The following is a 25814-nucleotide window of genomic DNA, read 5'->3' as shown; positions in this document are numbered from 1 at the left end:
ATGAATGCCGCCGCGCCCCGGTCGGAGGCTGGCCTGCGCGTCTCGGTGCGCGTGACGCCCAAGGGCGGGCGGGATGCGATCACCGGGGCGAGCCGGGATGAGGCGGGCCAGTGCCGTCTCACGCTCAAGGTGTCCGCGCCCCCGGCCGAAGGTGCGGCCAATGCCGCGGTTGTGGCGTTGATCGCCAAGACGTTTCAAGTTTCAAAATCCCGCGTGTCCATGCTTCGTGGCGACACGGCGCGGGAAAAACTGTTATTAATCGAGGGCGATATGAAGGCTCTCGAGGACCGCTTCGCGGAGTTGGAAAGGAGTTCGTCGTGACGGCACAGGTGATCGATGGCAAGGCGTTCGCGGCCGGTCTGCGGAGCCGCGTTGCCACTGTCGTGAGCGGCCTCATGGCCAGCCATGGCTTGCAGCCGGGCCTGGCGGTGGTTCTCGTCGGCTCCGATCCGGCATCGGAAATCTACGTGCGCTCCAAGGCCAAGCAGACCGTCGAGGCGGGCATGGCGAGCTTCGAGCACCGCCTGCCCGAGACCACGACGCAGGAAGAGCTGCTGGCGCTTGTCCACCAGCTGAACAACGACCCCAAGGTGCATGGCATCCTCGTCCAGCTGCCCCTGCCGAGGCAGATCTCGGAAGAGGCGGTCATCAACGCCATCGATCCGGCAAAGGATGTGGACGGCTTCCATGTCATCAACGCCGGGCGGCTCGCCACCGGCCAGGCGGCCATGGTGCCCTGCACGCCGCTCGGGTGCCTCATGCTCCTTAAGGACACGCTCGGCGACCTTTCGGGCAAGACCGCCGTCGTCATCGGCCGCTCCAACATCGTCGGCAAGCCCATGGCCCAGCTGCTGCTGGGCGAGAGCTGCACCGTCACCATCGCCCACTCGCGCACGAAGGACCTGCCCTCGGTGGTCCGTCAGGCGGACATCGTGGTGGCGGCGGTCGGCCGGCCCAACATGGTGAAGGGCGACTGGATCAAGCCGGGCGCAGCGGTCATCGACGTGGGCATCAACCGCATCCCCGCGCCCGAGAAGGGCGAGGGCGCAACCCGCGTGGTGGGCGACGTGGACTATGCCGAGGTGGCCGAGGTGGCGGGCGCCGTCACGCCGGTTCCGGGCGGCGTCGGCCCCATGACCATCGCCTGCTTGCTGCGTAACGCCACGGTGGCGGCCTGCCGTCAGGCCGGGCTGCCGGATCCGGAGGGGCTGTGATCCTCGATATCTTCGTTCCCGCGTTCGTCACCCTGCTGGTCGCCATCGATCCGCCGGGCTGCGTGCCGATCTTCGCCAGTCTCACCGCAGGCACCTCGCGCCCGCACCAGAAGACCATGGCGATCCGCTCCGTGCTCATCGCCGGGATGCTGCTGCTCGCCTTCGCCTTCGTGGGCGATCCGCTCTTGGGCGCGCTTGGCATCAGCATGGACGCCTTCCGCACGGCGGGCGGCGTTCTCCTGTTCCTCATCGCGCTCGACATGGTGTTCGAGAAGCGCACCGAACGGCGTGAAAGCCGCGCCGAGAAGGTGGCGAAGGAGGCGGAGGACAAGCACCATCCGCTGGAGGAGGAAGACATCTCTGTCTTCCCCATGGCCATGCCCATGCTGGCGGGGCCAGGCTCCATCGCCTCCATCGTGCTGCTGATGTCGCGGGCCAGCGGCAGCTGGGAATCGCAGGCGGCCGTGCTGGCGGCGCTGGCCTGCGTGCTGGCCATCACCTTCCTCGGGCTGCTGGCCGCCGGGCCGCTCCTGAAGCTGATGGGCAAAACCGTCTCCGCCGTCATCAGCCGCCTGCTCGGCGTCATCCTCGCCGCGCTCGCCGCCCAGTTCGTGTTCGACGGCATCAAGCACGCCTTCAACTTCTGAGGCGGTTTTTCTAGGGAAAGGTTAGCAGGAGGGGCTCGCCCCTCCTGCACCTCCCATTCTTTTCAGACGATCGTGCTCCGGGCACTCAATCGGTACGCGGCGCGTGGTTCGTGCTGTTTGAAAGCCGTCCTCAAACTTAACATAATCCGAAATCGCCGCTAATGGGGTTAAAACGCCCGCACAGAGGTTTTTGCCTATTCCGGCTAGGGTGGTAGCGGGCAGGTTTGTTTTGGCGCTGTAAGGGGCCTCTGCGGGGCTTTACGGGGCATCCCAAGGCGGGGTCTCGCCCCGCTTCGGTTCTGGCCATGAAAAAGGGCCGCGCCCTGTATGACGGACGCGGCCCTTTCTAACGAGTGGGAGATGCAGGAGGGGCGAAGGCACTGCCTGAGCGTCCCTCCTGCATAAAGCCCCTTACAGCGAGCCGCGCTGGCCGAGCAGGCGCAGGCGAAGGGCGTTCAGCTTGATGAACCCTTGCGCGTCGCGCTGATCGTAGGCGCCGGCGTCTTCCTCGAAGGTGACGATCTTGTCGCTGTAGAGCGACTTCGGCGACTTGCGGCCGACGACGTTGACCGAGCCCTTGTAGAGCTTCAGGCGCACGGTGCCGGTGACGTTTTCCTGGCTGTGATCGATGGCGGCCTGGAGCATCTCGCGCTCCGGCGAGAACCAGAAGCCGTTGTAGATCAGCTCGGCATACTGCGGCATCAGCTGGTCCTTCAGGTGGGCCGCGCCGCGATCGAGCGTGATCTGCTCGATGCCGCGGTGGGCTTGCAGAAGGATGGTGCCGCCCGGCGTTTCATACATGCCGCGGGACTTCATGCCGACGAAGCGGTTTTCCACCAGATCCAGCCGGCCGATGCCGTTGACGCGGCCCAGTTCGTTGAGGTGGGCGAGCAGGGTCGCCGGGCTCATGGCCTTGCCGTCGACCGCAACCGCATCGCCCTTTTCGAAGTCGATGGTGATGTAGGTGGGCGCATCCGGCGCGTCTTCCGGGTTCACCGTGCGGGAGTAGACGTAGTCCGGCACCTCTTCCCACGGGTCCTCCAGCACCTTGCCCTCGGAGGAGGTGTGCAGCAGGTTCGCGTCCACCGAGAACGGGGCTTCGCCGCGCTTGTCCTTGGCAATGGGGATCTGGTTCTGCTCGGCGAACTCCAGCAGCTTGGTGCGGGAGGTCAGGTCCCACTCGCGCCAAGGGGCGATCACCTTGATGTTGGGGTCGAGCGCGTAGTAGCCCAGCTCGAAGCGCACCTGGTCGTTGCCCTTGCCGGTCGCGCCGTGGCAGACGGCGTCCGCGCCCATGCGCTTGGCAATCTCGATCTGCTTCTTGGCGATCAGCGGGCGGGCGATGGAGGTGCCGAGCAGGTACAGCCCTTCATAGAGGGCGTTGGCGCGCATCATCGGGAACACGTAGTCGCGCACGAACTCTTCGCGCAGGTCCTCGATGAAGATGTTCTCCGGCTTGATGCCGAGGAGTTCGGCCTTCTTGCGGGCCGGCTCCAGCTCCTCGCCCTGGCCGAGGTCGGCCGTGAAGGTGATGACCTCAGCGTTGTACTCGGTCTGAAGCCACTTGAGGATGATCGAGGTGTCCAGTCCGCCCGAATAGGCGAGAACCACTTTCTTGATGTCGCGCGCCATGTTGCAGCCTCCATGAGGCTGGAGTGCGCTTCATCGAACCCGGCTGAAAGCGCACCCCAGTGAATTTGGTTATTGGTATTTTTCTTAGCCGCAGCCCGACTGCCGGTTGCCGAAAAACACTCAAGGGCGCGGCGTAACGGTGCAGGGGGTCTGCGTCAAGCGCAGGAATGGACCTCAACCGTCACATGCGACAGCATATGCGCTTGGGGGCCGAGCGCCTTCAGCCGGTCGTGGTAGGCACAGGCAGGCTGGGGGTTGGTGGAAACGATGGTCGCCATGGCCGCCAGATGCCCCGGTCCCACCCGCCAGATGTGCAGGTCGGTCACGTGGTCGGCCTCGGTTTCCAGCGCCGCGCGGGCCCGCTCCACCAGGTGCGGGTCGGGCGTCATGTCGAGGAGGATGCCCGCCGTCGAGCGCATCAGCGAGAAGGACCAGCGGGCGATGACCACCGCGCCGAGGAGGCCGATCAGCGCGTCCAGCCAGGTCCAGCCCACCGTCATGCCGACGACCAGCGCGGCGATGGCCAGAACCGAGGTAAGGGCATCGGCCAGCACATGGACGTAGGCTGCCGTGATGTTGTGGTCCTTGTGGTGCTCGCCCCCCTCGTGCCCGTGATGGGCATGATCGTGCTCATGGCCGTGATCGTGATGGTGGTCGTGATGATCGTGCCCGTGATGGTGCCCGTGGCTGTGGCCGTGCTCGTGCCCGCCGTGCAGCAGCCAGGCGCTGACGAGGTTCACCGCGAGGCCGAGAATCGCCACGCTGATGGCCTCGCCGTAGCGGATGGGCTGCGGCTCGATCAGGCGGCCGATGGATTCAAGGGCGATCAGCAGGGCGACCAGCCCCAGCGCCACGGCGCTGGCGAAGGCGGCGAGGTCTCCCACCTTGCCGGTGCCCAGCGTGAAGCGCGGGTTATGGACGTGCTTGCGGGCGATCATGTAGGCGAGGGCCGAGATGCCGAGCGCGCCTGCATGGCTCGCCATGTGCCAGCCATCGGCCAGCAGCGCCATCGACCCCCACAGGTAGCCGCCAGCGATTTCCGCCACCATCATCACGAGGGTCAGCGCGATCACAGACCACAGCCGCCGCTCGTTGCGGCCGTGGGAGCTGGCCAGGAAATGGTGGTTCTTCTCCCAGGCGCCGGGGTGCGGTTCCTGGGAAATATCTAGGGTACGGGTGACGCGACCTTGGGGCATGGCTCCGCCGACAACAGTTTTGCTTCCGCCTGTCCCATGTAATCGCGGGTGAGGGGAACGGTGTCCACCCGCCGGGCAAGCTGAATCTGGAATACCACATGCCCGTTGTGGCGAAAGGCACATAACGCGCCGGCAAGATAGAACATCCACATGCGCCAGAACCGTTCGTCGTAAAGCTCGACGATGGCCTGCTTGTTCGCCTTGGTGCGGTCGTACCAGTGCTGGAGCGTGTGCATGTAGTGGAGGCGCAGCACCTCGACGTCGGTGACGTAGAGCCCGGCCCTCTCGATGGCGGGCGTGATTTCCGACAAAGCGGGGCAGTAGCCGCCGGGGAAGATGTACTTGCGGGTCCAAGGATCGGTGACGCCCGGCCCGTCCGCCCGGCCGATGGTGTGCAGCAGCATCACCCCGTCGTCCTTGAGCAGGCGGCAGGCGGTCTCGAAATAAGTATCGTAGTACGGCCTGCCCACGTGCTCGAACATGCCGACCGAGACGATGCGATCGAACTTCCGGTTGACGGTGCGGTAATCCTGCAGATGGAAGGAGACTTCCTCGGCGACGCCCGCCGCCTCGGCCCGCTGGCGGGCGACGGCCAGCTGTTCTTCCGAAAGCGTCACGCCCATCACCTGGGCAGAGGCCACCTGGTTCAGGTAGAGCGCAAGGCCGCCCCAGCCGCAGCCGATGTCCAGCACCGAAAGGCCGGGCTTGTCCAGGAGCAGCTTGGCGGCGATGTGCGCCTTCTTGTCCAGCTGGGCTTTGTCGAGGCTGTTGGCGGGGTCGCGGAAGTAGGCGCAGCTGTACTGCCGGTCCTTGTCGAGGAACAGGTCGTAGAGCTTGCCGGAGAGGTCGTAGTGGTGGGCGACGTTCTTTTTCGCCGAGCGCTCGTTGTTCCATTGCTGGAGGGCGGTCCACCAGCGCGGCGCGCGCTTCAGCTGATTGCGAAGCTCGTTGTCCGGGTGCCAGTGAAGGTTGCCGGTGAACAGGTCGATCAGGTCGAGGATGTCGCCCTGCTCGATGACGATGCGCCCGTCCATGTAGCCCTCGCCGGTGCCCAGCGTTGGGTTCATGGAAATGGCCCAGGGAATCCGCCCGTCCGTAAAGCGGATGGTGCACGACGTGCCCTGGCCGTCTCCGAAGCGGTGGCGCTTGCCGGAGGCGTCGATGACCGTGAGGTCGCCGTGGCGAACAATCCGACGCAACAGTGCCGAGAGTGGGCCCATGGCAAAACCCCTTCCTGTTAGCACCTCAAAAGAGTCTGACCCTTAACTTAGCACAGCTGCCCGAAGGGACGACCCCAAAGATGCTTTGTCGCATGCCCTGTGGGCGCGGCGCGCACGACACCTTAGCCCATTGCGGTAGGCTGCAATGGTTCGCTAAGAATTGCAAATGGTCACGGCATTGAAACTGCGCGGTACATTCGATTGGGTTGGCCTTGCCAGCCACTACCATGCCCATGGCTGGGTGCAGATCCCGAACATCCTGGCGCGGGCGGATGCCGAGGCGCTGCACCGTATGCTGGCGGGGCTCGATGGCTGGCATACGTCCATCGGGGCGGGGAAGCAGAGCTGGTCGGTTCCCTCCGGCAGCGACCTCGGCTTCGCGACCGGCCAGGCGCATGCGGCGGCGCAGCAGGGCTTTGCCTACATCTTCGAGCATATTCCCGCCATCGAGGCCGGCGCGGCCCCGGTGCTGGAGAGCGTGCGCGCGCTCGTCACCTCCGAGGCGTTCCTGGACATCGGCCGCCGCCTGACCGGCGATGACGACATCTGTTTTGCCGATGCACAGGCCTGCCGCTATGGGCCCGGCCATTTCCTCACCACCCATAACGACGACGTGGCGGGCAAGCACCGGCGGGCCGCCTACGTGCTGAACCTGACGCCCCAGTGGCGGGCGGACTGGGGCGGCCTCCTGCTGTTTCACGACGACAAGGGCGGCGTCACCCGCGGGCTGGTGCCGGCATTCAACGTGCTCAACATCTTCAAGGTGCCGGTGGCCCATTCGGTCAGCGCGGTCGCGCCGTTCGCGCCGGCCAGGCGCTACTCCGTGACTGGCTGGCTTAGAACCCAGCCGGACGCCTGAGCCGCACCTGCTCTGGCGCCAGCGAGAAGGTGACGGGCGTCATCCCCAGAAAATCCCCGTCCACCTGCGCCGGAACGGGGCCACTGGCCCTTACCTGCGCCTGATCGGCGGCAAAGCGATGCACGCCGCGTAAGGCGCCCTGCCGGCCGAGCGCGGCCGCCAGGGCGAAGCGCGTTACCTCCAGCCGGCTGCCCGCGCGCACGACCAGCACGTTGAGCCTGTTGTCGAACGGCAGGGCGTCGGGAAACAGGCGGAAGCGCCCGGCATAGTAGGGCACGCGCGAGAGGATAACCTGCGCCGCCTCGAAATGCTGGCCGCCCGCATGCACCTCAAGGCGCGGCGGCGGCTCGGTCAGGGCGGAGATGCCGGCCATCGCATAGGCCAGCTTGCCGGCCCGCTGTTTGAGCGTCAGGCTCACCCGGCGCACGGCTTCCGCATCCACGCCAACGCTCGCCACGCACAGGAACGGCTGGCCGTTGGCGAGCGCCGGGCGGAAGGAGATGGCGGGGCCGCTGAGAAGGGTGCGGGCCAGAGCATCGGCGTCGCGGGGCAGGCCCAGCGACAGGGCGGCGACATTCGCCGTGCCGGCGGGAAGGATGGCCATGGGAACGGGCGAGCCGATCAGCCCGGCCATCACCTCGCCGCAGGTGCCGTCGCCACCGGAGGCGACAACCGTGTCGATGGCGCCGGAGGCGGCGGCCTGCCGGGCGAGCACGGTGGCGTGGCCGGGGCCTTCGGTCGGGGCGAGCTCAACCTGTGCGCCGTGGCGCGTCAGGATGCTTGCCATGCGGCTGGCAGGGCCAAGCCCGGCGCCCGCCGTGGGGTTGGCGATGATGAGGAGGCGAGGGCGCGGCCTCAGCTCAGGCTCCCGCCTCAGCCATGATCTGGGCCTGCTTCTCGGCGGCGATGCGGTCCAGCTCGGCGCGGCTGATCTTCTGGCTTTCCGACTTCAGCTGGCCGCAGGCGGCCATGATGTCCCCGCCCGCGCGGGGTGCGGATGGGCGCGGAGATGCCGGCGCGGAACACGATGTCGGAGAAGCGCTCGATTTGCTTCCAGTCCGAGCATTCGTAGGCAGAGCCCGGCCACGGGTTGAACGGAATGAGGTTCACCTTGGCCGGAATCTTATACTTCCGCAGCAGGCGGACGAGTTCGTGGGCATCCTCGTCCCGGTCGTTCTTGTCCTTCAGCATCACATATTCGAAGGTGATGCGGCGGGCGTTGTTGGCGCCGGGGTAGGCGGCGCAGGCCTCGAGCAGCTCCTCGATGCCGTACTTGCGGTTGAGCGGCACGATCTCGTCCCGCACGTCCTTGGTGACGGCATGCAGCGAGACGGCGAGGTTGACGCCGATTTCCTCGCCCGCGCGGGCCATCATGGGGACGACGCCCGAGGTGGAAAGCGTGATCCGGCGGCGGGAGAGCTGGATGCCCGCCTCGTCCATGACGATGTTCAGCGCCTTCTTCACGTTGTCGAAGTTGTAGAGCGGCTCGCCCATGCCCATCATCACGATGTTGGTGAGCAGGCGGCCGTCCTGCGCCGAGGGCCATTCGCCCAGCGCATCGCGGGCGAGCATGATCTGGCCCACGATCTCGCCCGGCGTCAGGTTCCGCACCAGCTTCATGGTGCCGGTGTAGCAGAAGCGGCAGTTGAGGGTGCAGCCCACCTGGCTGGAGACGCACAGCGTGCCCCGGTCGGCGTCTGGAATGAACACCATCTCGAACTCGTTGCCATCGGGCGCGCGCAGCAGCCACTTGCGGGTGCCGTCGGTCGACACCTGCGCCGTCACCACCTCCGGGCGGCCGACGACGAAGTGCTCGGCCAGGAGCGCCCGCACGTCCTTGGCGATGTTCGCCATGGCGGCAAAGTCGGTCACGCCCCGGTGGTAGACCCAGTGCCAGACTTGAGAAGCGCGCATGCGGGCCTGGCCCTCGGGCACGCCCACCTCGATGAGCGCGGCCTTCAGCTCGTCCCGGTCGAGGCCGAGCACGTCCCGGCGGCCGTCGGCGCGGAGAACGGGGGCGCGCGAGGCTACCACAGGGTCGATGTTGCCGGGGATCTGCATGGCTTTACTTCTTCGTTTGTCTGGGGGCTTGAAGCGCTGATTTAAGCGATTCTATCCCGATTCACCAGTGTCACCCGCCGTTTTTGGCGCCGTTTTTACCGCTGCAGGCCCTCCGTGCGGCGTCCAGCGCGGCGGAAAAGCCTTTCAGCGAGTAGCGATCCGTCACCTGCGTGCCGCGGGTGGAGGTGCTGCTCACCTCCGCCGTGCTGCCGCGGCGCAGGGCACCGACGATGGTCTCGTCCGCCCCGCCGTTCTCCGCCCAGGCCGACTCCCCGTCCGGCAAGAGGGTGAAGCTGCGCGAGCCCACCTTGAGGGTAACGGGCTTGCCGGCGTCCATGTTGAAACCAACTTCGGCGTAGACCTGCCCGTCAATCTTCTTGCCCGGCCAGACGCCAACGCTGAGCGCCGCCGCCCCGCGCCGGATGTTCCGGGCGCTCGCGCGGGTTTGGCTGGGTGGGCTGACGATGTAGCACTTGCCCTCCGCCTCGTCGCGGAAGGCGGCCCAGTCGCCATATGCGCCGATGGCCTCCTTGGCCTTGGCGGTGGGCGCGGCCATCAGCAGCGCGCAAGCCGTCAGGCCAAGGGCGACCATGTTGGGGGCAGGTGGTGCAAAAAGGGCACGAAAATGGGGCATCCGGCCAAGCATTTCCCGTGTTTTGCGAAAAAAGTTGAATCGCGGTTCAGGTTCGTGTTGCATGCTGTTGACCGGTTTCCGCGCTTCCAGCTAAACCAAATTCGATAAAGGAGGGGGGAAGATGAGTAAAGTCTACTCGGATGCGGCCGCCGCCCTGGAGGGCCTGCTTTTCGACGGGATGACCGTCATGTCCGGCGGCTTCGGCCTGTGCGGCATTCCTGAACATCTCATCGCCGCCCTGCGCGACAGCGGCGTCAAGGGTCTTACGGTCATCTCCAACAACGCGGGCGTCGATGACTTCGGCCTCGGGCTGCTGCTGAAGACCCGCCAGATCAAGAAGATGATCTCGTCTTATGTGGGCGAGAACAAGGAGTTCGAGCGCCAGTTCCTCTCGGGCGAGCTGGAGCTGGAGTTCAACCCGCAAGGGACGCTCGCCGAGCGCATCCGCGCCGGCGGGGCGGGCATTCCGGCCTTCTTCACCGCCACGGGCGTTGGCACCATGGTTTCGGAAGGCAAGGAAATCCGCGAGTTCAACGGCCGCAAATATGTGATGGAGACGGGGCTCGTCGCCGATCTTGCTATCGTCAAGGCCTGGAAGGCGGATACGGAAGGCAACCTCGTCTTCCGCAAGACCGCCCGCAACTTCAACCCGATGATGGCGACGGCGGGCCGCGTGACGGTTGTCGAGGTGGAGGAACTGGTTCCCGTCGGCAGCCTCGACCCGGACCACATCCACACGCCGGGCATCTTCGTGCAGCGCATCATCAAGGGCACGAACTTCGAGAAGCGCATCGAGCAGCGCACGGTTCGCAAGCGGGAGGTGGCATAACATGGCCTGGACACGCGATGAGATGGCGGCCCGCGCCGCCCGTGAACTGAAGGACGGCTTCTACGTCAACCTCGGCATCGGCATTCCGACGCTGGTGGCCAACCACATTCCCCACGGCATGCACGTGGTGCTGCAGTCGGAGAACGGCATGCTGGGCATGGGGCCTTTCCCCTTCGAGGGCGAGGAAGACCCGGACCTCATCAACGCCGGCAAGCAGACCATCACCGAACTGCCCTACAGCGCCTACTTCTCCTCCAGCGACAGCTTCGCCATGATCCGCGGCGGCCATGTGGACCTCACCATCCTCGGCGCCATGGAAGTCTCCGAGAACGGGGATCTGGCCAACTGGATGGTGCCCGGCAAGCTGGTGAAGGGCATGGGCGGGGCCATGGACCTGGTGGCGGGGGCCAAGAAGGTCGTCGTCGTCATGGAGCACACCGCCAAGGATGGCTCGGCCAAGTTCAAGCCGCAGTGCGAGTTGCCGCTGACCGGCGTTGACGTGGTCGATATGCTGATTACAGACATCGCTGTGTTCAACCGGCCTGCCAAGGGTCAGCCGTTCCAACTGGTCGAACTGGCCCCCGGCGTCACCGTCGACGAGGTGAAGGCTAAGACGACCGCCGCCTTCGAGGTGGCTTTGGAGATGGCATGAGCATTACCCTCTGGCACAATCCCCGGTGCAGCACCTCCCGTAAGGCGCTTGAGATGCTGCAGGACAAGGGCGTGGAGCCCACGCTTAGGCTTTACCTCGAAGACGCGCCAAGCCTTGAGGAGCTGAAGGCCGTCAGCGCCCAGCTGCCGGGCGGCGCGCAATCGCTGGTGCGCTGGAAGGAGCCGGAAGCCGCGGCGCTGAAGGGCGCTGGCGACGATGCGCTGCTCGCCGCCCTTGCCGCCAACCCGCGCCTTATCGAACGGCCGGTCGCCATCGGCAACGGCATGGCGCGCGTCGGCCGCCCGGCGGAGACGGTGCTGGAGACGCTGTAACTTTCGGGCTGTGTTTTGCAGGGGGACCTTGACGGCCCCCTGCAACCTCCCATTCGGTTATCGGGCCGCGCCCGGCATGACGTGGGATGCGCGCTGGATTTTTAAGGATCAGGAGCGCCGCGGACGTTCCTTAAAAATCGCTCAAGCGAGTATCGCGCCGGGGCGAGGCGCGCGGGGTTCCCCTGGCCCCTGCAATCAAGAAATCAGACGACCAGAAACTTGCTTTTTGCGCGCAAATGCTTGACCCAAGCGCTGTTTCAGTAGAAATATCCACAGCTTTATAGGGGGCAAATCCTATATTTAGGGTGCCTGTAGTTGGGGCCTCCGATATGCTGTGTCGGTGTCAGAACCGGGTCGTGCAAATCGGCTTCGCAGAATGAGGGATCGATGAGAGTAACGGTCGAACGGGCGGCAGTTTTGAAGGCCCTCGCCCACGTCCAATCGGTGGTCGAACGCCGCAATACCATTCCCATTCTGTCGAACGTGCTGATCGAGGCCGAAGACGATGGCCTGCGCCTGATGGCGACCGACCTCGACCTTCAGGTGGTCGAGACCGTGCCCGCCACCACCGTGCAGCGCGGCGCGACCACGGTTGCAGCCCACACCATCTTCGACATCGTGCGGAAGCTGCCGGACGGCTCCCAGATCGAACTGACGCTGGCCGATGGCCGCCTGTCGGTTGCCGCCGGGCGCTCCCGCTTCCAGCTGGCCACCCTGCCGCGCGACGACTTCCCGATCTTCGCCGAGGGCGACCTGCCGTTCGGCTTCACCATTCCGGCGGCAACGCTGCGGCAGACCATCGACCGCACCCGCTTTGCCATCTCGACCGAAGAGACCCGTTACTACCTGAACGGCATCTTCATGCACGTGACGGACGAGGCCAAGCCTGCGCTTCGTGCCGTCGCCACCGACGGCCACCGTCTCGCCCGCGTCGCCATCGAGCGGCCGGAAGGCTCCGACGGCATGCCGGACGTCATCATTCCCCGCAAGGCGGTGGCGGAAGTCCGCAAACTGCTGGACGAGGTGGACGGCGACGTCCAGGTGTCGCTCTCGCAATCCAAGATCCGCTTCGCGTTCAACAACGCGGTGCTCACCTCCAAGCTGATCGACGGGACTTTCCCGGATTACAGCCGCGTTATCCCGACGGCGAACGATCGCCTGCTCCGCATCAACGCCAAGGAGCTGGCGCAGGGCGTCGATCGCGTGTCGACCATCGCCACCGAGAAGACCCGCGCGGTGAAGCTGAGCCTCGACACCAACAAGGTGACGCTCTCTGTCACCTCGCCCGAGGCCGGCACAGCGGCGGAAGAGATTTCAGCGGAGTACGGCTCCGGCCCGCTCGAGGTGGGCTTCAACTCCCGCTACCTGCTGGACATCCTCAGCCAGATCGAAACCGAAACCGTCGAGGTGCATCTGGCCGATGCCGCCTCGCCGACCCTCATCCGCGAAACGGCGGACTCGCCCGCCATCTTCGTGCTGATGCCGATGCGCGTTTGACGCGCTAAAGCGCTGGGGCGGGTGTGATCCAGGTTTAGAGGGGTTTTGCAGGGGACTCGGTCCCCTGCACCCCTTCGTTTGAAAGGGCCGTGTCCTTGCATAAGAGGGCGCGGCCCTTTTCTTATCCGGTGTTCAGAACTGGGCTGCGCCTGTTCTCATTGGCACGGCGCAAAAACGAAAAGGAGGTGCAGGAGGATCGAGATCCTTCTGCAAACTTGAAATTTAACCCTTCACTTGAACGTCGAGCACCCCGCCCACAGCGGCAGCCTTGCCGCCCACCGGCCGGGGGGCTACAGAGCTTTCGTTATGACTGCTCCCTTTGCCAGTTGGGTGTCGCGCCTTCTGCTCACGCGCTTTCGCTCCTATTCCGAGGCGGGCCTTGAGGTAGAGGCAAGGCCGGTTGTGCTGGCGGGGCCCAACGGGGCGGGCAAGACCAACATTCTGGAGGCGCTTTCCCTGCTCTCGCCGGGGCGGGGCCTTCGCAGCGCGACCTACCGGGAGATGGAGCGCGAGGGCGATGCGCCGGGCTGGGCCGTTGCCGCCCGGCTGATGGGCCGCGCGGGGCCCACCGACATCGGCACCGGCACCACGGTTGAAGCGCGGGACCGCCGCCAGCTGCGGATCGACGGCACCCCGGCCACCAATGCGGATTTGCTGGCGGTGGTAAACGTGCTGTGGCTGACGCCCGCCATGGACCGCCTGTTCGTGGAAGGGGCCTCGGCCCGCCGCAAGTTCTTCGACCGGATGGTGCTGGCGCTTTACCCCGACCACGCGGGGCACGTGGCGCGCTATGAGGCGGCGATGCGGGAGCGGGCGCGCCTCCTGGCGGAGGCCCGCGCGGACCCCGCATGGCTGTCGGCGCTGGAGCGCAAGATGGCGGAGCATGGCGTGGCGGTCGCCGCCGCGCGGCGCGATGCGCTGGGAGCATTGCAGCGGCTCATCGATACCAACTGGGAGGGGCCGTTCCCCAAGGCCGTGCTGGCGCTGGAGGGCGAGGTGGAAGCGCGCCTCGCCGAGGCCAAGGCGCTCGATGTGGAGGATTGGCTGGTTGAAACGCTCGGGCACCGGCGCGGGCAGGATCAGGCGGCAGGCCGGGCTGGCGTTGGCATTCACCGCACCGATCTGGTGGTCACGCACGCAACGAAGGCGATGCCCGCCGGGCGGTGCTCAACCGGCGAGCAAAAGGCACTGCTCATCGGTTTGGTCTTGGCTCAGACGCGGCTCGTGGCAGAACTGACAGGGCGCTGGCCTCTCCTTTTATTGGATGAAGTTGCGGCACATCTGGACGCGGGCCGCCGTGGCGGGCTATTTGATATTCTGATGAACATGGGTGTGCAGGCGTGGATGACCGGAACCGACGCTGACGTTTTCGTCGGCCTCAAGGGCCGTGCACAGCTTTGGACGATTGAAGCCGGTAAACCCATCCGGCTTGAATTCTAAGACGAGGATGCATCGTGACTGATGAGACGCTGCCGTCGAACGACAGCTATGGCGCGGAATCCATTAAGGTTCTGAAGGGCCTGGACGCCGTTCGCAAGCGGCCTGGCATGTACATCGGCGATACCGAGGACGGCTCGGGCCTGCACCACATGGTCTTCGAGGTGACGGACAACGCCATCGACGAGAGCCTGGCGGGCTGGTGCGACCGGATCGACGTGATCCTCAACCCGGACGGCTCGGTGACGGTGCGCGACAACGGTCGCGGCATCCCCACCGACATCCACCCGGAAGAGGGCGTGTCGGCGGCCGAGGTCATCATGACCCAGCTGCACGCGGGCGGTAAGTTCGATCAGAACAGCTACAAGGTGTCGGGCGGTCTGCACGGCGTCGGCGTCTCGGTGGTGAACGCGCTGTCGGAATGGCTGGAGCTGCGGATCTGGCGCGACGGCAAGGAGCACTTCATGCGCTTCCGTCACGGCGAGGCGGAAGCCCCGCTGGCCGTGGTGGGCGAGGCCGGGCTCGACGAGCAGGGTCGCCCGCGCCGCGGCACGGAAGTGACCTTCCTGCCGTCTCCCGCCACGTTCAAGATCACCGAGTTCGACTTCGCGCGTCTGGAGCACCGCTTCCGCGAGCTGGCGTTCCTCAACTCGGGCGTGCGCCTGTTCATCACCGATGATCGCCACGCTGAGCCCAAGACGATCACGCTGCACTACGAAGGCGGCATTACCGCGTTCGTGAAGTACATCGACCGGGCCAAGCAGGCGCTGTTGCCCAACCCCATCGCCGTGCGCGGCGAGCGGGACGGCATTACGGTCGACATCGCGCTCCAGTGGAACGACAGCTACTACGAGCAGGTGATGTGCTTCACCAACAACATCCCGCAGCGGGATGGCGGCACCCACTTGGCGGCGTTCCGCGCGGCGCTCACCCGCACGCTGAACAGCTATGCCGACAGCTCCGGCCTGATGAAGCGCGAGAAGGTGGACCTCTCGGGCGAGGACATGCGCGAAGGCCTCACCGCCATCGTTTCGGTGAAGGTGCCGGACCCCAAGTTCTCCAGCCAGACCAAGGACAAGCTGGTCTCCTCGGAAGTGCGCGCGCCGGTTGAAAGCCTCTTGAACGAGAAGCTGGGCGAATGGCTGGAAGAGAACCCGGCCATGGCCAAGGCGATCGTGCAGAAGATCGTCGATGCGGCGGTTGCGCGCGAGGCGGCCCGCAAGGCGCGCGAGCTGACCCGCCGCAAGGGCGCGCTGGACGTGGCCTCGCTGCCCGGCAAGCTGGCGGACTGCCAGGAGCGCGACCCGGCCAAGTCCGAACTCTTCCTGGTGGAGGGTGACTCGGCAGGCGGCTCGGCCAAGCAGGGCCGCAACCGCAGCTATCAGGCCATCCTGCCGCTGCGCGGCAAGATCCTGAACGTGGAGCGGGCGCGGTTCGACAAGATGCTGTCGTCGAAGGAAATCGGCACGATGATCTCGGCGCTTGGCACCGGCATCGGGCGGGAGGACTTCGACCTCTCCAAGCTGCGCTACCACAAGGTCGTCATCATGACGGACGCCGACGTGGACGGCGCGCACATCCGCACGCTGCTGCTCACCTTCTTTTACCGCCAGATGCGCGAGCTGATTGAGGCCGGGCACCTCTATATCGCCCAGCCGCCGCTGTATAAGGTCAGCAAGGGCCGGTCCGAGGTGTACCTGAAGGACAATGCGGCGCTCGATAACTACCTGGTGGATGCAGGGCTCCACGACGCGGTGCTGGTGACGGCCAACGGCCAGCGCGGCGGCGACGACCTGCGTCATCTGGTGCAGCATGCCCGGCGCATCCGCACGCTGCTGGACTATGTGCCGACCCGCTATAACCTGCTCCTCGTCGAGGAACTGGCATTGACCGGTGGCCTCGACCCGGCGCTGGCAGGCAACGCCGACCAGCAGGCAATCCAGGCGAAGATGGTGGCCGAGCGCCTCAATGCCTGGGACGAGGCGGAGTGGACCGGCGAGGCGGCGCTTGGCGGCGGCTATCACTTCATCCGCACCTCGCGCGGGGTGGCCGACCACTACATCATCGACAAGGGCCTGCTCATCTCCGCCGAAGCGCGCAAGCTGCACGCCGCGGCGCGGGAGGAGGCGGAAAGCTATGCCCAGCCCGCCACGCTGGGGGATGCCACCATCCGCCGCCCGACCGACCTTCTCAACCGCGTGATGGTGGTGGGCCGCAAGGGCCTCTCCATCCAGCGGTACAAGGGTCTGGGCGAAATGAACCCGGAACAGCTGTGGGAAACCACGCTGGACCCGGCCAACCGCTCCATGCTCCAGGTGAAGATCGACGACGCCAACTCGGCGGACGAGATGTTCACCAAGCTGATGGGCGACGTGGTGGAACCCCGCCGCGAATTCATTCAGGACAACGCGCTGACGGTGGCCAACCTCGACGTGTGATTTGGGGAATTCTCGCAGAGGGTCTTGGGACCCTCTGCACTCCCGATTTTCAAAGGGCCGCGCCTTCTATCCAAGGGCGCGGCCCTTTTCTTATCCGGCTACCCGCTGCCAGAGGATCTCCCGCGCTTCCATGCGCCCGTTCGCTCTTCAGGCCTGCCTGTCCATCCGTTGCTGGATGCGTCGAAAAGGTGTATAAACAGCGCATCAAGCACTTGCGGAGGTGACTATGAGCGTCCGTTTCAACCTTGTCTTGTCCGATGACCTGAACCGGGAAATTGATAAGGTCGCCGCCGAATCCGAAACCAACAAAAGCGAAATTCTGCGCAAGGCGCTCCAGTTGTATCTAGTTGCGCGTGAGGGCAAACGTGAGCAACTGAAGCTGGGGCTGGTTGATCCGCAAACCGGTCAGCTCAAGACAGAGATCGTCGGTTTGTGAGCATTATCGACCTGAACAATCCACCACCCGATCATAAATTCAAACTTGCAGTCGAACCTGAGGAAACCAACGGCGAGCGCACCGTGCGGCTGGCCAAGGATCTGGGGCTGTTTTTCTTTGCAATGGCCCTTGTCGCCATCATCATGTGGCTCTGTGTCGATACGCTGAGGTCGTCGGCCTCGGCGGACGAAAAGAAGTGGGCCATGTCCATTCTTACCTCCGCCGCAGGCGGCATCATCGGCTATCTGATCCGCAAGTAAGGGCTTAACCCTCCGCCTCCCCGATCCCCAGCTGGGTGCGGATGCGCTCCAGCATGGAGGCGAGGCTGCCGGTGCGGTCGCTGAGACGGGAGAGGACGAGCGCGCCCTGGATGCGGGCGATGATGTCCTCGGCCTCATCCATGGCCTGCGCCTCGCTGCGGCCCAGCTCCTCCAGCGCGCGGGCGATCAGCCGCTGCCAGGCGTTGTGGGTGTTGCGGATATCCTTGCCGAACAGCGGCAGGGCGTCACCCAGCGTCAGCGTATTCATCAGGCAGGCAGGCGATTCGGCGCCGTAGAAGGCGGCGATGCCCGACAGCATGGCGGAAAGGCGGTTCAGCGCGGGCTTGTCGGTTTGCAGCGGCTTCAGCACCAGCGTGGCGAAGCGCCGCCCGGCTTCGGCGAGAGCCGTGCGACCCAACTCCGGCTTGCCGCCGGGAAAGCGGTGGTAGAGGCTCGCCTTGGCGATGCCGGTGGCCGAGGCCAGGTCCGACAGCGAAGCGCCGTCATAGCCCTTGTGTTTGAAAACATTGATGAGGCCATCCACAATGCCGGTGTTGCGGGCGGCGGCATCCTTGACGATCGGGCGGGCCATTGGTGTTTCGTCTCCTGAACCGGCCCCGTCGATCCGGGGAGGGGCAGCGTAAATGTCGGGCAAATATAACCGAACGATCGGTTATATGGGAAGGCGAAAAGGCAGAGGCACTGGCAGGGGGGGCGGCCCCTGCGGCGTTTGGCTTTGCGGGCCGGGGCGTATAATCGTAACAATTCATTGCCGGTTAAGCAGCAACATGACATGGCGAACCGGAACCATGGGCGGTGTGCATTTTGGGGTGGCGCATCTTGCCGATAGCACGAATGCACGGTAGCGGTTGTACTCAATGACCAGAAACACTGATTCCAGGCGCTCCTCCGGGCGCAAACCGTCGGCGCCGCGGCGGGGCAGGGGGTTTTCAAAACCTTCTTGGCTCTTGCGTGCGGCGTCGCTCTGCTCGTCGCGCTTGGGGTCGGGGCGGCCATCGGCCTTGCCATCCAGTCGCTTCCCTCTTTTGAGGAGCTGAAGACCCAGCCGCGCGGCCAGATGATCGTCATCAAGGGCATGGATGGCTCCACGCTCGTCACCATCGGCCCGTCCTACGGCGAATGGCTGTCGTCCCGGCAGCTGCCGGACACCATCAAGACGGCGATGGTGGATATCGAGGACCGCAAGTTCTACCGCCACTTCGGCATCGACCCGGAGGGTATCGCGCGTGCACTCGTTCGCAACATTCAGGCCGGGCGGCATGTGCAGGGCGGCTCCACCATCACCCAGCAGGTGGCCAAGAACCTGTTCCTGACCAACGAGCGCTCCTACACCCGCAAGCTGCGCGAAATGATCCTGGCGCTGGCGCTGGAATCGCAGTTTACCAAGGACCAGATCCTCGAGCTTTACCTCAACCGCGTGTACTTTGGCGGCGGCGCTTACGGCGTCGATGCGGCGTCCCGCAAGTTCTTCGGCCATTCGGCCCGCACGCTCAGCCTGCCCGAGGCCTCCATCATCGCCGGTCTCGTGAAGGCCCCGACGCGCTACGCGCCCTCGTCCGACCCGGAAAAGGCGAAGGATCGCGCGGCGATCGTGCTGGCGGCCATGGTCGCCACCGGCGACGTTTCGCCCGCCGAGGCGAAGCGGATCGACTTCGACCAGGTGCGGTTTGCGCGCCAGCCGCGCGAGAACAACGTGCGCTACTTCACCGACTGGGTGCTGGAGCAGCTGGACAGCATCACCGATGAGGCGGTGCAGCCGCTGGAGATCGAGACCACGCTTGACCCCAAGGCCCAGCGGGCGGCGGAGCAGGCGATCGCCGCCAACACGCCCGAGGGCGTGCAGGGCGCGCTGGTGGCCCTGGCCCATGATGGCGCGGTGCGGGCGATGGTGGGCGGGCGCGACTATGTATCGAGCACCTACAACCGGGCGACGGTCGCCCGCCGCCAGCCGGGATCGTCCTTCAAGCTGTTCGTCTACCTGGCGGCGCTGGAGAACGGGGCGAAGCCGCAGGACGTCTACATGGACGAGCCCATCACCATCAACGGCTGGTCTCCTTCCAACTACACCCGCACCTTCAAGGGGCCGATGACGGTGGAGCAGGCTTTCGCCCAGTCCATCAACACCATCGCGGTGCGGATCGCCGACGAGGTGGGCTTCGAACGAGTGGCCTCCATGGCGCGCCGCTTCGGGATTACCACGCCGGTCGCCACCACGCCGGCCATGGCGCTGGGCGCTTCGGAAGTGCGCGTCATCGACATGACGGCGGCCTACGCCGCCGTGGCGCGGGGCGGCGTCGAGGTGCGGCCCTACGGCATTCGCCTGGTCAAGACCATGAAGGGCAAGGTGCTCTACCGCTACCAGCCGGACGCGCCGCGCGAGCTGGTATCGCCCGAAGTGGCGGCGGATATCACCCGCCTATTGCAGGCGGCGGTGCAGACCGGCACGGCGCACCGTGCCGATATCGGCCGCCCGGCAGCAGGCAAGACCGGCACCACCCAGTCCAACCGCGACGGCTGGTTCCTCGGCTTCACGGCGGACCTGACCGCCGGCGTGTGGATGGGCCGCGACGACAGCAAGGCCGTGCGCGGCCTGGCGGGCGGCGCAGCGCCGACGCGGGCGTGGGCGGCCTTCATGTCCGAGGCGACCAAGGGTCTTCCGGTGCAACCGCTGTTCGTCGATGCCTCGGGCGTGGACGGCGCGGAGCCGGACGATGAGGCCTATGGCCTCATCGAAGGCGATCTGGCCGCAGCGCCGGGCGAGGAGGGCAGCCTGCTCCCCGATGGTACGCCAGTGCCGATGCCGGGCGAAGTGGCCGAGGTGCCCCTGGGGCAGGGCGTGCCGGCCGGCGCGGTTCAGGCCCAGGCTCAGCCCCAGGTGGCAGGGCAGCAGCAGGGCTCGCCGCGTCTGGATGATGCCTGGCTGAAGGATGTGCTGGAAGGCAATGCGGCAACCGGTAGTTCTGCGGCTCAGGCTACGGGTGGCCGCCCTGCGGCTGGGGCTCCGATTGGCCGCCCTGCGGCCGGGGCCGCCGGGGGGTCAGACGCCAATCCGATATAGGTTGCTGCCGTGCGCGCGCAGCCAGGCGCGTGCCGGCGTCACCGGGCCGCCGTACAGCTCGGCGTTGAAGGCCCAGAAGTCAGCGCTGTGGTTCATGTGGCGCAGGTGGGCGACCTCATGCGCCACCACGTACTGGCGCACGAACTCCGGCGCGCAGATCAGCCGCCAGGAAAAGCGGATTTTCTGCTGCCATGAGCAGCTGCCCCAGCGGGCGCTGGGATCGCCGATGGAAACCGCCGCCACCTTCAGCTGGTGAGCGCTGGCCAGCGCCACGGTCCGCTCGGTCAGGTCCTTGAGCGCGGCTTCCTTCAGGAAGCGCGCCACGCGGGCGGGGACATGCTCCTCCGGTCCGCCGACGATAAGCTTGTTCCCCATCAGCACTGCGCGCCGCCCGGCCTTGGGCTCCCACTCGATGAGCAGGTCCTCGCCGTTGAAGGGCACGCGGCTGCCATGACCCACCGGCTGGATGGTCGGCCAGCGGGTGAGGGCATCGGCGATCCAATCGTGGCGCTCGCTGACGAATTCCATGCCCTTGGCGAGAGAGATCCGGCGCGGCAGGCTGAGGCGGAAGACGCCCTTGGTGGGAAGCGATGTCAGGATGATGCGGCGCGCGCGGGGCACCCGGTGGATTTCCAGCGGAATGGTGCGCCCGCCGATGGAGAGTTCACGGCGTTCGACGGTCACGGTTCCTCGTCGAGGATATGGTCTTCCAAGGGCCCGGCGAAGCGTTCGGAAACCACCCAGCCGCGCACGGACGCGCCGCTTTTAACGGTGGACTCGGGATCGCCGGTGATGAGCGGATGCCACTCGGGCAGGTCTTCCCCTCTCGCCACCAGCCGGTAGGCGCAAGTGTTCGGCAGCCAGGCGAGGCGCTTCACGTCTTTCGCCGTCAGCTTCAGGCAATCGGGCACCAGGCGCTTCCGCTGGGCGTAGTTGCTGCACCGGGCGGTGTTCAGATCCAGCAGGCGGCAGGCCACGTTGGTGTGGGCGATCTCGCCCGTGTCTTCATATTCCAGCTTGTGCAGGCAGCATTTGGCGCAGCCATCGCAGAGGGATTCCCACTCCTCGGTGGTCATGTCCTCAAGGCGTTTGCGCTTCCAGAAGGGTAGGGTTCTCTCGGTCATCCAGCCAGTTCGCCCAACCGCTTCGCCATGACGGCGGGCGGCGTATTAGAGGTGAAGTGGGCCTCGTATTCGCCCTTGGGGCTGATGAGGTATATAAGGGCCGTGTGGTCCATCAAATAGTCGCTGGCCCCTTCCTCCTCACGCTTGACCGCATACACCCGGTAGGACTTCTTCGCCGCCTCGATCTGCTCTGGCGTGCCGGTGAGGCCGACGAGCCGGGGGTGGAACAGGCTGACGTAATCCTTGAGGGCCAGCACCGTGTCCCGCTCCGGGTCGATGGTGATGAACAGCGGCTGGATTTCGGCGGCCGCCTTCGGGTTTTCCTTCTCCAGCGTGGTCAGCGCCAGGGACATGTTCTGCAGGTCGGCCGGGCACACGTCCGGGCAGTAGGTGTACCCGAAGTAGACCAGCAGGTGCTTGCCGGGCCAGCTCTTCTCCGTCACCGGCTTGCCGGTGTGGTCGACGAGGCTGAACGGCCCGCCGATGGGCACGCGCCCCTGGTCGGAGATCTGCGAGGCGCGCCATGTCTGCCAGACGAGAACCCCGGCCACCATGCATAGCCCGACCAGTGCGGCGAGGATCGTGGTGAAGGAGAGGGTACGCTTGCTTGCCATACGGCCTCGCTCTGCTTGGTTTGCGACGGATGTCCGGCTCGGGGGTGTACCGTCATGCCTCCTCCCGATATATAAAATCCAGGATGTCACGGAGAGGATAAAATGACGCGTATGATGGGACGCCTGGTCTCGGCCCTTGCCGCAACCTTGCTGGGAACCGCTCTTCTGGCCTCGCCGGCTCTGGCGGACATCGGCGGGCCTTCCTACCAGTTCATCAAGGCGGTCAAGGAGAAGGACCTGGCCAAGGTCAACACCTTGCTCAATGAGCCGGGGGCGGCGATCATCGATTACCGCGATAATGATACCGGCGAGGGCGCGCTGCACATGGTCGTGAAGCGGCGGGACCTGCCGTGGCTGAACTATCTCCTCTCCAAGGGGGCCAACCCCAATCTCGAAGACGGGAATGGCAACACGCCGCTCATTCTCGCCGCATCGCAGGGCTTTGCCGATGGCGTGCGGTCGCTCGTGGCCTTCAAGGCGGATGTGAATGGCCGCAACCGCGCTGGTGAGACGCCGCTCATCAAGGCCGTGCAGGCGCTGAACGTGCAGGTGGTCCGCATCCTGATGGCGGCGGGCGCCGATCCGGACCTGGCCGATCACGTGGCGGGCTATTCCGCCATCGATTATGCGGAGCGCAACCGTCGCGCCGGGACCATCCTGCGGCTGATGAAGAACCCGCCGAAGGCCGAGGAAACGGCGGCGGCCGGGGAGTAACCGGCCGGGCCATGGGCGCGAGGGGGCATGGGCCCCTGCCGCCAGGGCCAGGGCGTTACAGGCCTGAATAGGCCGGGCTGTTCCGTTCTGCCGCCGGGGCGAAACGTCGCAACGGTTGCATAACAACTGAAATGCCAGGCCAAGATCATGTATTTAACCAGGCCAAGAGAAGGCGACCATGGCATATGGCGGAGCCGTGACACGGGACAGAGACCAGAATGAGTCGGCGGCGGGCCCCCTGGTTCTGGGGCTGCCGGGCGTGCGCGTTCGCACGCTGCTGACGATCCGCTGGATCGCCATTATCGGCCAGTTCGTCACGCTCGTCATCGTCGGGCTGGTCCTGCAATACCCCTTGCCGTTCTGGCCCACGCTGGCGGCGCTGGCGGCCAGCGTTGCCGTCAACCTCGGCTCATCGCTGCTGCACCCGGCCAAGGCCTACCTCACCGGCCGGGAAGCCACGATCCATCTGGCCTTTGATCTGCTGCAGCTCTCCGTGCTGCTGTACTTGACTGGCGGGCTCACCAACCCGTTCGCCATGCTCATCCTGGTGCCGGTCACCATTTCCTCGACCCTACTGTCGCTCAGGAACACGGTGTTCCTGTTCCTCCTGGCGACGGTGTGTCTCACGGTCGTTGCCTTCACCTCGCTGCCGCTGCCCTGGCCGGGCGAGCCGCTGACCCTGCCGGTCGCCTACCGGGTGGGCCAGTGGATGGCGCTGGTGTTCGGCATGGGGTTCCTTGCGGCCTACGCCTGGCAGGTCTCCGCCGAAGGGCGGCGGCGGCAGCTGGCGCTGGTGGCGACCCAAACCGCGCTGGCGCGGGAGCAGAAGATGTCGGCGCTGGGCGCGCTGGCGGCGGCCGCCGCGCACGAGCTGGGCGGTCCTTTGGGCACCATTACCCTCATCGCGCGGGAACTGGATGACCAGCTGGGCAATGATCCGGATTTCGGCTCCGACATTCGCCTGCTGCGCGACGAGGCGGCGCGCTGCCGGGAGATTCTCGTCGGCATCGCCCGCCGCGCCGAGGCGGAGCAGCCGTTTCCCGTGCTGCGGCTGGACACGGTGGCGCAAGAAGCCCTCCAGCCCTTCGAGGGGCGGGGCATCGAGCTGTCGGTCAAATACGCCAGCGGCGCGCTTGCCCAGCAGCCGGTGACGGTTGCCCGCTCGCCCGAGCTTATGCACGGGCTTTACAACATCGTCTCCAACGCGGTCCGGCATGCCCGCACGCGGGTGGAAGCGGAGATTACCGACGACCGCGACGTTGTATGCTTAACGATCAAGGACGATGGCGAGGGTTTTGACCCCATCCTCCTGCCAAGGCTCGGCGAGCCCTATCTCGGGCCGTCGCAATCCGGCTCGGGCGGAACCGGTCTCGGAATTTTCATCGCCACAACCCTGCTGGAGCGCACGGGCGCCACGCTCAGCTTCGCCAACCGCCAGGACGGCGGCGCACAGGTGGATATCTGCTGGCCACGGCGCGCTTTAAGCGCAGAGGAGACCAAACCATGACTTCGGTTGCCAAGGATGACATGAGCTTGCTTCTGGTGGACGATGACGCGGCGTTCCGGCAGCGGCTGGCGGTCACTCTGGAACGGCGGGGGTTCGCGGTGAACATGGCCACGGGCGTGGCCGAGGCGCGCAAGCTGGCAGCAACGCTGAAGCCGGCCTTCGCGGTGGTGGACATGCGGCTGGAGGACGGCAACGGCCTTGATGTGGTCTCCGACCTGCGCCAGCTGCGCCCCGATATCCGCGCGATCATCCTGACCGGCTACGGCAACCTGGCCACCGCCGTGGCGGCGGTGAAGACCGGCGCGGTCGATTACCTCGCCAAGCCGGCAGACCCGGACGACATCGTGAAGGCCCTCTTGGCGGAGGAGGGCGAGCGCCCGGCCCCGCCCGAGGAGCCGATGTCGGCCGACCGGGTGCGGTGGGAACACATCCAGCGCGTCTACGAACTGTGCGGCCGCAACGTGTCGGAGACCGCGCGGCGGCTCAAGATGCACCGGCGCACCCTGCAACGCATCCTCTCCAAGCGCTCGCCCAAGTAGGGGGCGGAGGCGCACAGGCAATCAGGCTCAAGGGGGATTTGTCCCCTTTGAAAAATCCCCCATTCGTCTATCGGGACGCACCCGGTCGTTTGCTTCGCGGCTTCTGAAAGGCGCGGCCCGATCAAACGAATGGGAGGTGCAGGGGGACCTCGGTCCCTTCGGCGAAAAGAATCAAAAGAACAGCCCGCCAAAAACAGGCCGTCCTATTCCTCCCGGTGCAGCCACCAGAATTTCTCGTTGATGGAGTAGATCGGCCGGTAGTGAACGATCGCCGTGTCCGGCATGATCTGCTTGATCTGGTTGTCGAGGATCAGCCACTGGTTGCCCTCGCGCACGGCCAGGATGGCGTGGGGCACGCCAAGGTTGAGATCCTGCAGCACGACGATTCGCATCTCATCGGGCGAGAAACCCGCCGCCTTCAACGCCATGTACTTGGCGATGGCGAAGTCCTCGCAGTCGCCCGCGCCGCGCGCGAGGAACTGGTCGACCGTTTCCCAGTAGTCGGCAACGCCCCAGTTCTCCTGGTCGGTGACGTAGCGCACCCGGTTCATGGTGTCGTTGACCAGGCGCATCTGCGCCTTCCGGTCGAGGCCCTTGAGGCCCTCCATCAGCACGGACCAGTTGGGGCGGGCGCAGCCAACGGGCGAATCCGGCTTGCACTGGCCGCTGTTCGCCAGCGCCGAGCCTTCGGGCCCGGCCGCGCTGCCGCCGGCGCCAGGCAGGGTGGTGCGCGCCAGCATGTCCGTCCATTTGCGAAACGCCCCGATGGTGCTGTTGCGCGTTTCACTGCTGCCGAAAAGGCCGGCAGGCGCCGCGATGGCCTGCGCCGGCACGGCCATGAGCAAGACGGCAGCGAGGAAGAGCTTACGCATGGTTCCGTTCATTGAGCAAAG

The 25814-nt window shown here is 65.9% G+C and carries 26 protein-coding genes and 1 pseudogene; 16 read left to right on the top strand and 11 right to left on the bottom strand.

All coding sequences use genetic code 11. From position 1 onward, the window contains the following. From L0C21_RS02055 to L0C21_RS02045, 3 genes are read left to right on the top strand one after another with little or no spacing between them, the layout of a single operon-like run. Positions 1 to 321: an ACR/YggU family protein gene (locus tag L0C21_RS02055; protein ID WP_259276788.1), complete on the top strand. Its 321-nt coding sequence runs from the start codon at positions 1 to 3 to the stop codon at positions 319 to 321. Further along, entirely contained in the window at positions 318 to 1214 is an 897-nt protein-coding gene (gene folD, locus L0C21_RS02050) for a bifunctional methylenetetrahydrofolate dehydrogenase/methenyltetrahydrofolate cyclohydrolase FolD (protein ID WP_259276787.1), read from the top strand. Before L0C21_RS02055 ends, folD begins: the two co-directional genes overlap by 4 nt. Continuing rightward, positions 1214 to 1861 carry a MarC family protein gene (locus L0C21_RS02045; RefSeq protein WP_259278792.1) on the top strand — a complete coding sequence of 216 codons (648 nt, stop codon included), beginning with the start codon at positions 1214 to 1216 and terminating at the stop codon, positions 1859 to 1861. The genes folD and L0C21_RS02045 overlap by 1 nt, the downstream gene beginning before the upstream one ends. 411 nt (positions 1862 to 2272) lie before the next feature. On the opposite strand, the gene L0C21_RS02040 is transcribed toward L0C21_RS02045, so the two are convergent. The 3 genes from L0C21_RS02040 to L0C21_RS02030 all read right to left on the bottom strand — a co-directional run bounded on the left by L0C21_RS02040 (position 2273) and on the right by L0C21_RS02030 (position 5909). Then, the gene (locus L0C21_RS02040) at positions 2273 to 3493 is read right to left on the bottom strand and encodes an argininosuccinate synthase (RefSeq protein WP_259276786.1); all 1221 of its coding nucleotides are present in this window, start codon (positions 3491 to 3493) and stop codon (positions 2273 to 2275) included. A 155-nt stretch (positions 3494 to 3648) separates the two neighbouring features. After that, the gene (gene dmeF, locus L0C21_RS02035) at positions 3649 to 4689 is read right to left on the bottom strand and encodes a CDF family Co(II)/Ni(II) efflux transporter DmeF (RefSeq protein ID WP_259276785.1); all 1041 of its coding nucleotides are present in this window, start codon (positions 4687 to 4689) and stop codon (positions 3649 to 3651) included. Next, complete coding sequence (locus L0C21_RS02030) at positions 4659 to 5909, bottom strand: SAM-dependent methyltransferase (protein ID WP_259276784.1); 1251 nt, start codon at positions 5907 to 5909, stop codon at positions 4659 to 4661. Before L0C21_RS02030 ends, dmeF begins: the two co-directional genes overlap by 31 nt. Positions 5910 to 6075: 166 nt before the next feature. On the opposite strand from L0C21_RS02030, the gene L0C21_RS02025 reads away from it, so the two are divergent. Then, positions 6076 to 6768: a 2OG-Fe(II) oxygenase gene (locus L0C21_RS02025; protein WP_259276783.1), complete on the top strand. Its 693-nt coding sequence runs from the start codon at positions 6076 to 6078 to the stop codon at positions 6766 to 6768. Here the strand turns inward: L0C21_RS02025 and L0C21_RS02020 are convergent. The 3 genes and pseudogenes from L0C21_RS02020 to L0C21_RS02010 form a co-directional block, all read right to left on the bottom strand. Next, positions 6746 to 7600: a diacylglycerol/lipid kinase family protein gene (locus L0C21_RS02020; RefSeq protein WP_259278791.1), complete on the bottom strand. Its 855-nt coding sequence runs from the start codon at positions 7598 to 7600 to the stop codon at positions 6746 to 6748. The two genes, L0C21_RS02025 and L0C21_RS02020, sit on opposite strands and share 23 nt — an antisense overlap. A 28-nt stretch (positions 7601 to 7628) precedes the next feature. Next, a pseudogene (gene rlmN / locus L0C21_RS02015) lies at positions 7629 to 8829 on the bottom strand (dual-specificity RNA methyltransferase RlmN). Positions 8830 to 8899: 70 nt separating this feature from the next. Then, positions 8900 to 9463, bottom strand: a complete 564-nt coding sequence (locus tag L0C21_RS02010; protein ID WP_259276782.1) for an invasion associated locus B family protein — start codon at positions 9461 to 9463, stop codon at positions 8900 to 8902. Between the two features lie 121 nt (positions 9464 to 9584). Here L0C21_RS02010 and L0C21_RS02005 point away from each other — a divergent pair, with 121 nt between their 5' ends. The 8 genes from L0C21_RS02005 (at position 9585) to L0C21_RS01970 (ending at position 17344) form a co-directional block, all read left to right on the top strand. Beyond that, positions 9585 to 10292 (top strand): CoA transferase subunit A, encoded by a 708-nt coding sequence (locus L0C21_RS02005; protein WP_259276781.1) that lies wholly within the window; start codon positions 9585 to 9587, stop codon positions 10290 to 10292. Between the two features lies 1 nt (position 10293). Continuing rightward, positions 10294 to 10944, top strand: a complete 651-nt coding sequence (locus L0C21_RS02000; RefSeq protein WP_259276780.1) for a 3-oxoacid CoA-transferase subunit B — start codon at positions 10294 to 10296, stop codon at positions 10942 to 10944. After that, positions 10941 to 11276 carry an ArsC/Spx/MgsR family protein gene (locus L0C21_RS01995; protein WP_259276779.1) on the top strand — a complete coding sequence of 112 codons (336 nt, stop codon included), beginning with the start codon at positions 10941 to 10943 and terminating at the stop codon, positions 11274 to 11276. The genes L0C21_RS02000 and L0C21_RS01995 overlap by 4 nt, the downstream gene beginning before the upstream one ends. Positions 11277 to 11663: 387 nt before the next feature. Further along, the gene (gene dnaN, locus L0C21_RS01990; protein WP_259276778.1) at positions 11664 to 12773 is read left to right on the top strand and encodes a DNA polymerase III subunit beta; all 1110 of its coding nucleotides are present in this window, start codon (positions 11664 to 11666) and stop codon (positions 12771 to 12773) included. Positions 12774 to 13079: 306 nt separating this feature from the next. After that, complete coding sequence (gene recF / locus L0C21_RS01985) at positions 13080 to 14213, top strand: DNA replication/repair protein RecF (protein WP_259276777.1); 1134 nt, start codon at positions 13080 to 13082, stop codon at positions 14211 to 14213. Positions 14214 to 14227: 14 nt separating this feature from the next. Beyond that, a complete protein-coding gene (gene gyrB / locus L0C21_RS01980) occupies positions 14228 to 16648 on the top strand; it encodes a DNA topoisomerase (ATP-hydrolyzing) subunit B (protein WP_259276776.1) in 2421 nt (806 codons plus the stop codon). 226 nt (positions 16649 to 16874) lie between these two features. After that, positions 16875 to 17084: a ribbon-helix-helix protein, CopG family gene (locus L0C21_RS01975; protein WP_259276775.1), complete on the top strand. Its 210-nt coding sequence runs from the start codon at positions 16875 to 16877 to the stop codon at positions 17082 to 17084. After that, complete coding sequence (locus L0C21_RS01970; RefSeq protein ID WP_259276774.1) at positions 17081 to 17344, top strand: hypothetical protein; 264 nt, start codon at positions 17081 to 17083, stop codon at positions 17342 to 17344. The genes L0C21_RS01975 and L0C21_RS01970 overlap by 4 nt, the downstream gene beginning before the upstream one ends. A 4-nt stretch (positions 17345 to 17348) precedes the next feature. Here the strand turns inward: L0C21_RS01970 and L0C21_RS01965 are convergent, their stop codons facing one another. Then, positions 17349 to 17936 carry a TetR/AcrR family transcriptional regulator gene (locus L0C21_RS01965; RefSeq protein WP_259276773.1) on the bottom strand — a complete coding sequence of 196 codons (588 nt, stop codon included), beginning with the start codon at positions 17934 to 17936 and terminating at the stop codon, positions 17349 to 17351. A gap of 369 nt (positions 17937 to 18305) precedes the next feature. Between L0C21_RS01965 and L0C21_RS01960 the strand changes: the two genes are divergently transcribed. Next, the gene (locus L0C21_RS01960; protein ID WP_259276772.1) at positions 18306 to 20423 is read left to right on the top strand and encodes a transglycosylase domain-containing protein; all 2118 of its coding nucleotides are present in this window, start codon (positions 18306 to 18308) and stop codon (positions 20421 to 20423) included. Here L0C21_RS01960 and L0C21_RS01955 read toward each other — a convergent pair. From L0C21_RS01955 to L0C21_RS01945, 3 genes are read right to left on the bottom strand one after another with little or no spacing between them, the layout of a single operon-like run. Continuing rightward, complete coding sequence (locus L0C21_RS01955; RefSeq protein WP_259276771.1) at positions 20403 to 21107, bottom strand: M48 family metallopeptidase; 705 nt, start codon at positions 21105 to 21107, stop codon at positions 20403 to 20405. The genes L0C21_RS01960 and L0C21_RS01955 overlap by 21 nt on opposite strands. Beyond that, positions 21104 to 21547, bottom strand: coding sequence for a YcgN family cysteine cluster protein (locus L0C21_RS01950; RefSeq protein WP_259276770.1), 444 nt, complete (start codon positions 21545 to 21547; stop codon positions 21104 to 21106). The genes L0C21_RS01955 and L0C21_RS01950 overlap by 4 nt, the downstream gene beginning before the upstream one ends. Beyond that, positions 21544 to 22161: an SCO family protein gene (locus L0C21_RS01945; protein ID WP_259276769.1), complete on the bottom strand. Its 618-nt coding sequence runs from the start codon at positions 22159 to 22161 to the stop codon at positions 21544 to 21546. Before L0C21_RS01945 ends, L0C21_RS01950 begins: the two co-directional genes overlap by 4 nt. Before the next feature lie 102 nt (positions 22162 to 22263). Here L0C21_RS01945 and L0C21_RS01940 point away from each other — a divergent pair, with 102 nt between their 5' ends. The 3 genes from L0C21_RS01940 (at position 22264) to L0C21_RS01930 (ending at position 24921) form a co-directional block, all read left to right on the top strand. Next, positions 22264 to 22875 (top strand): ankyrin repeat domain-containing protein, encoded by a 612-nt coding sequence (locus L0C21_RS01940; protein WP_259276768.1) that lies wholly within the window; start codon positions 22264 to 22266, stop codon positions 22873 to 22875. Between the two features lie 196 nt (positions 22876 to 23071). After that, positions 23072 to 24382, top strand: a complete 1311-nt coding sequence (locus L0C21_RS01935) for an ActS/PrrB/RegB family redox-sensitive histidine kinase (RefSeq protein ID WP_259276767.1) — start codon at positions 23072 to 23074, stop codon at positions 24380 to 24382. Beyond that, on the top strand, positions 24379 to 24921 hold the full coding sequence (locus tag L0C21_RS01930) for an ActR/PrrA/RegA family redox response regulator transcription factor (protein WP_259276766.1): 543 nt from the start codon (positions 24379 to 24381) through the stop codon (positions 24919 to 24921). The genes L0C21_RS01935 and L0C21_RS01930 overlap by 4 nt, the downstream gene beginning before the upstream one ends. A gap of 203 nt (positions 24922 to 25124) precedes the next feature. On the opposite strand, the gene L0C21_RS01925 is transcribed toward L0C21_RS01930, so the two are convergent. Next, a complete protein-coding gene (locus L0C21_RS01925) occupies positions 25125 to 25793 on the bottom strand; it encodes a transglutaminase-like cysteine peptidase (protein ID WP_259276765.1) in 669 nt (222 codons plus the stop codon). Between the last annotated feature and the right edge of the window lie 21 nt (positions 25794 to 25814).

It is taken from the genome of Pedomonas mirosovicensis (genome assembly GCF_022569295.1).
In the GTDB taxonomy this organism is placed as follows: domain Bacteria; phylum Pseudomonadota; class Alphaproteobacteria; order Sphingomonadales; family Sphingomonadaceae; genus Pedomonas; species Pedomonas mirosovicensis.
This window is presented reverse-complemented; position numbering and strand designations above follow the sequence as displayed.

Excerpts from the sequence above, each read along its gene's own strand:
- L0C21_RS02000 (WP_259276780.1), top strand. The coding sequence starts at position 10,294 with ATGGCCTGGACACGCGATGAGATGGCGGCCCGCGCCGCCCGTGAACTG.
- L0C21_RS02040 (WP_259276786.1), bottom strand. The coding sequence starts at position 3,493 with ATGGCGCGCGACATCAAGAAAGTGGTTCTCGCCTATTCGGGCGGACTG.
- L0C21_RS02005 (WP_259276781.1), top strand. The coding sequence starts at position 9,585 with ATGAGTAAAGTCTACTCGGATGCGGCCGCCGCCCTGGAGGGCCTGCTT.
- L0C21_RS01995 (WP_259276779.1), top strand. The coding sequence starts at position 10,941 with ATGAGCATTACCCTCTGGCACAATCCCCGGTGCAGCACCTCCCGTAAG.
- L0C21_RS01975 (WP_259276775.1), top strand. The coding sequence starts at position 16,875 with ATGAGCGTCCGTTTCAACCTTGTCTTGTCCGATGACCTGAACCGGGAA.
- L0C21_RS01950 (WP_259276770.1), bottom strand. The coding sequence starts at position 21,547 with ATGACCGAGAGAACCCTACCCTTCTGGAAGCGCAAACGCCTTGAGGAC.
- dmeF (WP_259276785.1), bottom strand. The coding sequence starts at position 4,689 with ATGCCCCAAGGTCGCGTCACCCGTACCCTAGATATTTCCCAGGAACCG.
- L0C21_RS01965 (WP_259276773.1), bottom strand. The coding sequence starts at position 17,936 with ATGGCCCGCCCGATCGTCAAGGATGCCGCCGCCCGCAACACCGGCATT.
- L0C21_RS02010 (WP_259276782.1), bottom strand. The coding sequence starts at position 9,463 with ATGCCCCATTTTCGTGCCCTTTTTGCACCACCTGCCCCCAACATGGTC.
- L0C21_RS01940 (WP_259276768.1), top strand. The coding sequence starts at position 22,264 with ATGACGCGTATGATGGGACGCCTGGTCTCGGCCCTTGCCGCAACCTTG.
- recF (WP_259276777.1), top strand. The coding sequence starts at position 13,080 with ATGACTGCTCCCTTTGCCAGTTGGGTGTCGCGCCTTCTGCTCACGCGC.
- L0C21_RS01945 (WP_259276769.1), bottom strand. The coding sequence starts at position 22,161 with ATGGCAAGCAAGCGTACCCTCTCCTTCACCACGATCCTCGCCGCACTG.
- L0C21_RS01925 (WP_259276765.1), bottom strand. The coding sequence starts at position 25,793 with ATGCGTAAGCTCTTCCTCGCTGCCGTCTTGCTCATGGCCGTGCCGGCG.
- L0C21_RS02055 (WP_259276788.1), top strand. The coding sequence starts at position 1 with ATGAATGCCGCCGCGCCCCGGTCGGAGGCTGGCCTGCGCGTCTCGGTG.
- L0C21_RS01930 (WP_259276766.1), top strand. The coding sequence starts at position 24,379 with ATGACTTCGGTTGCCAAGGATGACATGAGCTTGCTTCTGGTGGACGAT.
- dnaN (WP_259276778.1), top strand. The coding sequence starts at position 11,664 with ATGAGAGTAACGGTCGAACGGGCGGCAGTTTTGAAGGCCCTCGCCCAC.
- L0C21_RS02025 (WP_259276783.1), top strand. The coding sequence starts at position 6,076 with ATGGTCACGGCATTGAAACTGCGCGGTACATTCGATTGGGTTGGCCTT.
- L0C21_RS02030 (WP_259276784.1), bottom strand. The coding sequence starts at position 5,909 with ATGGGCCCACTCTCGGCACTGTTGCGTCGGATTGTTCGCCACGGCGAC.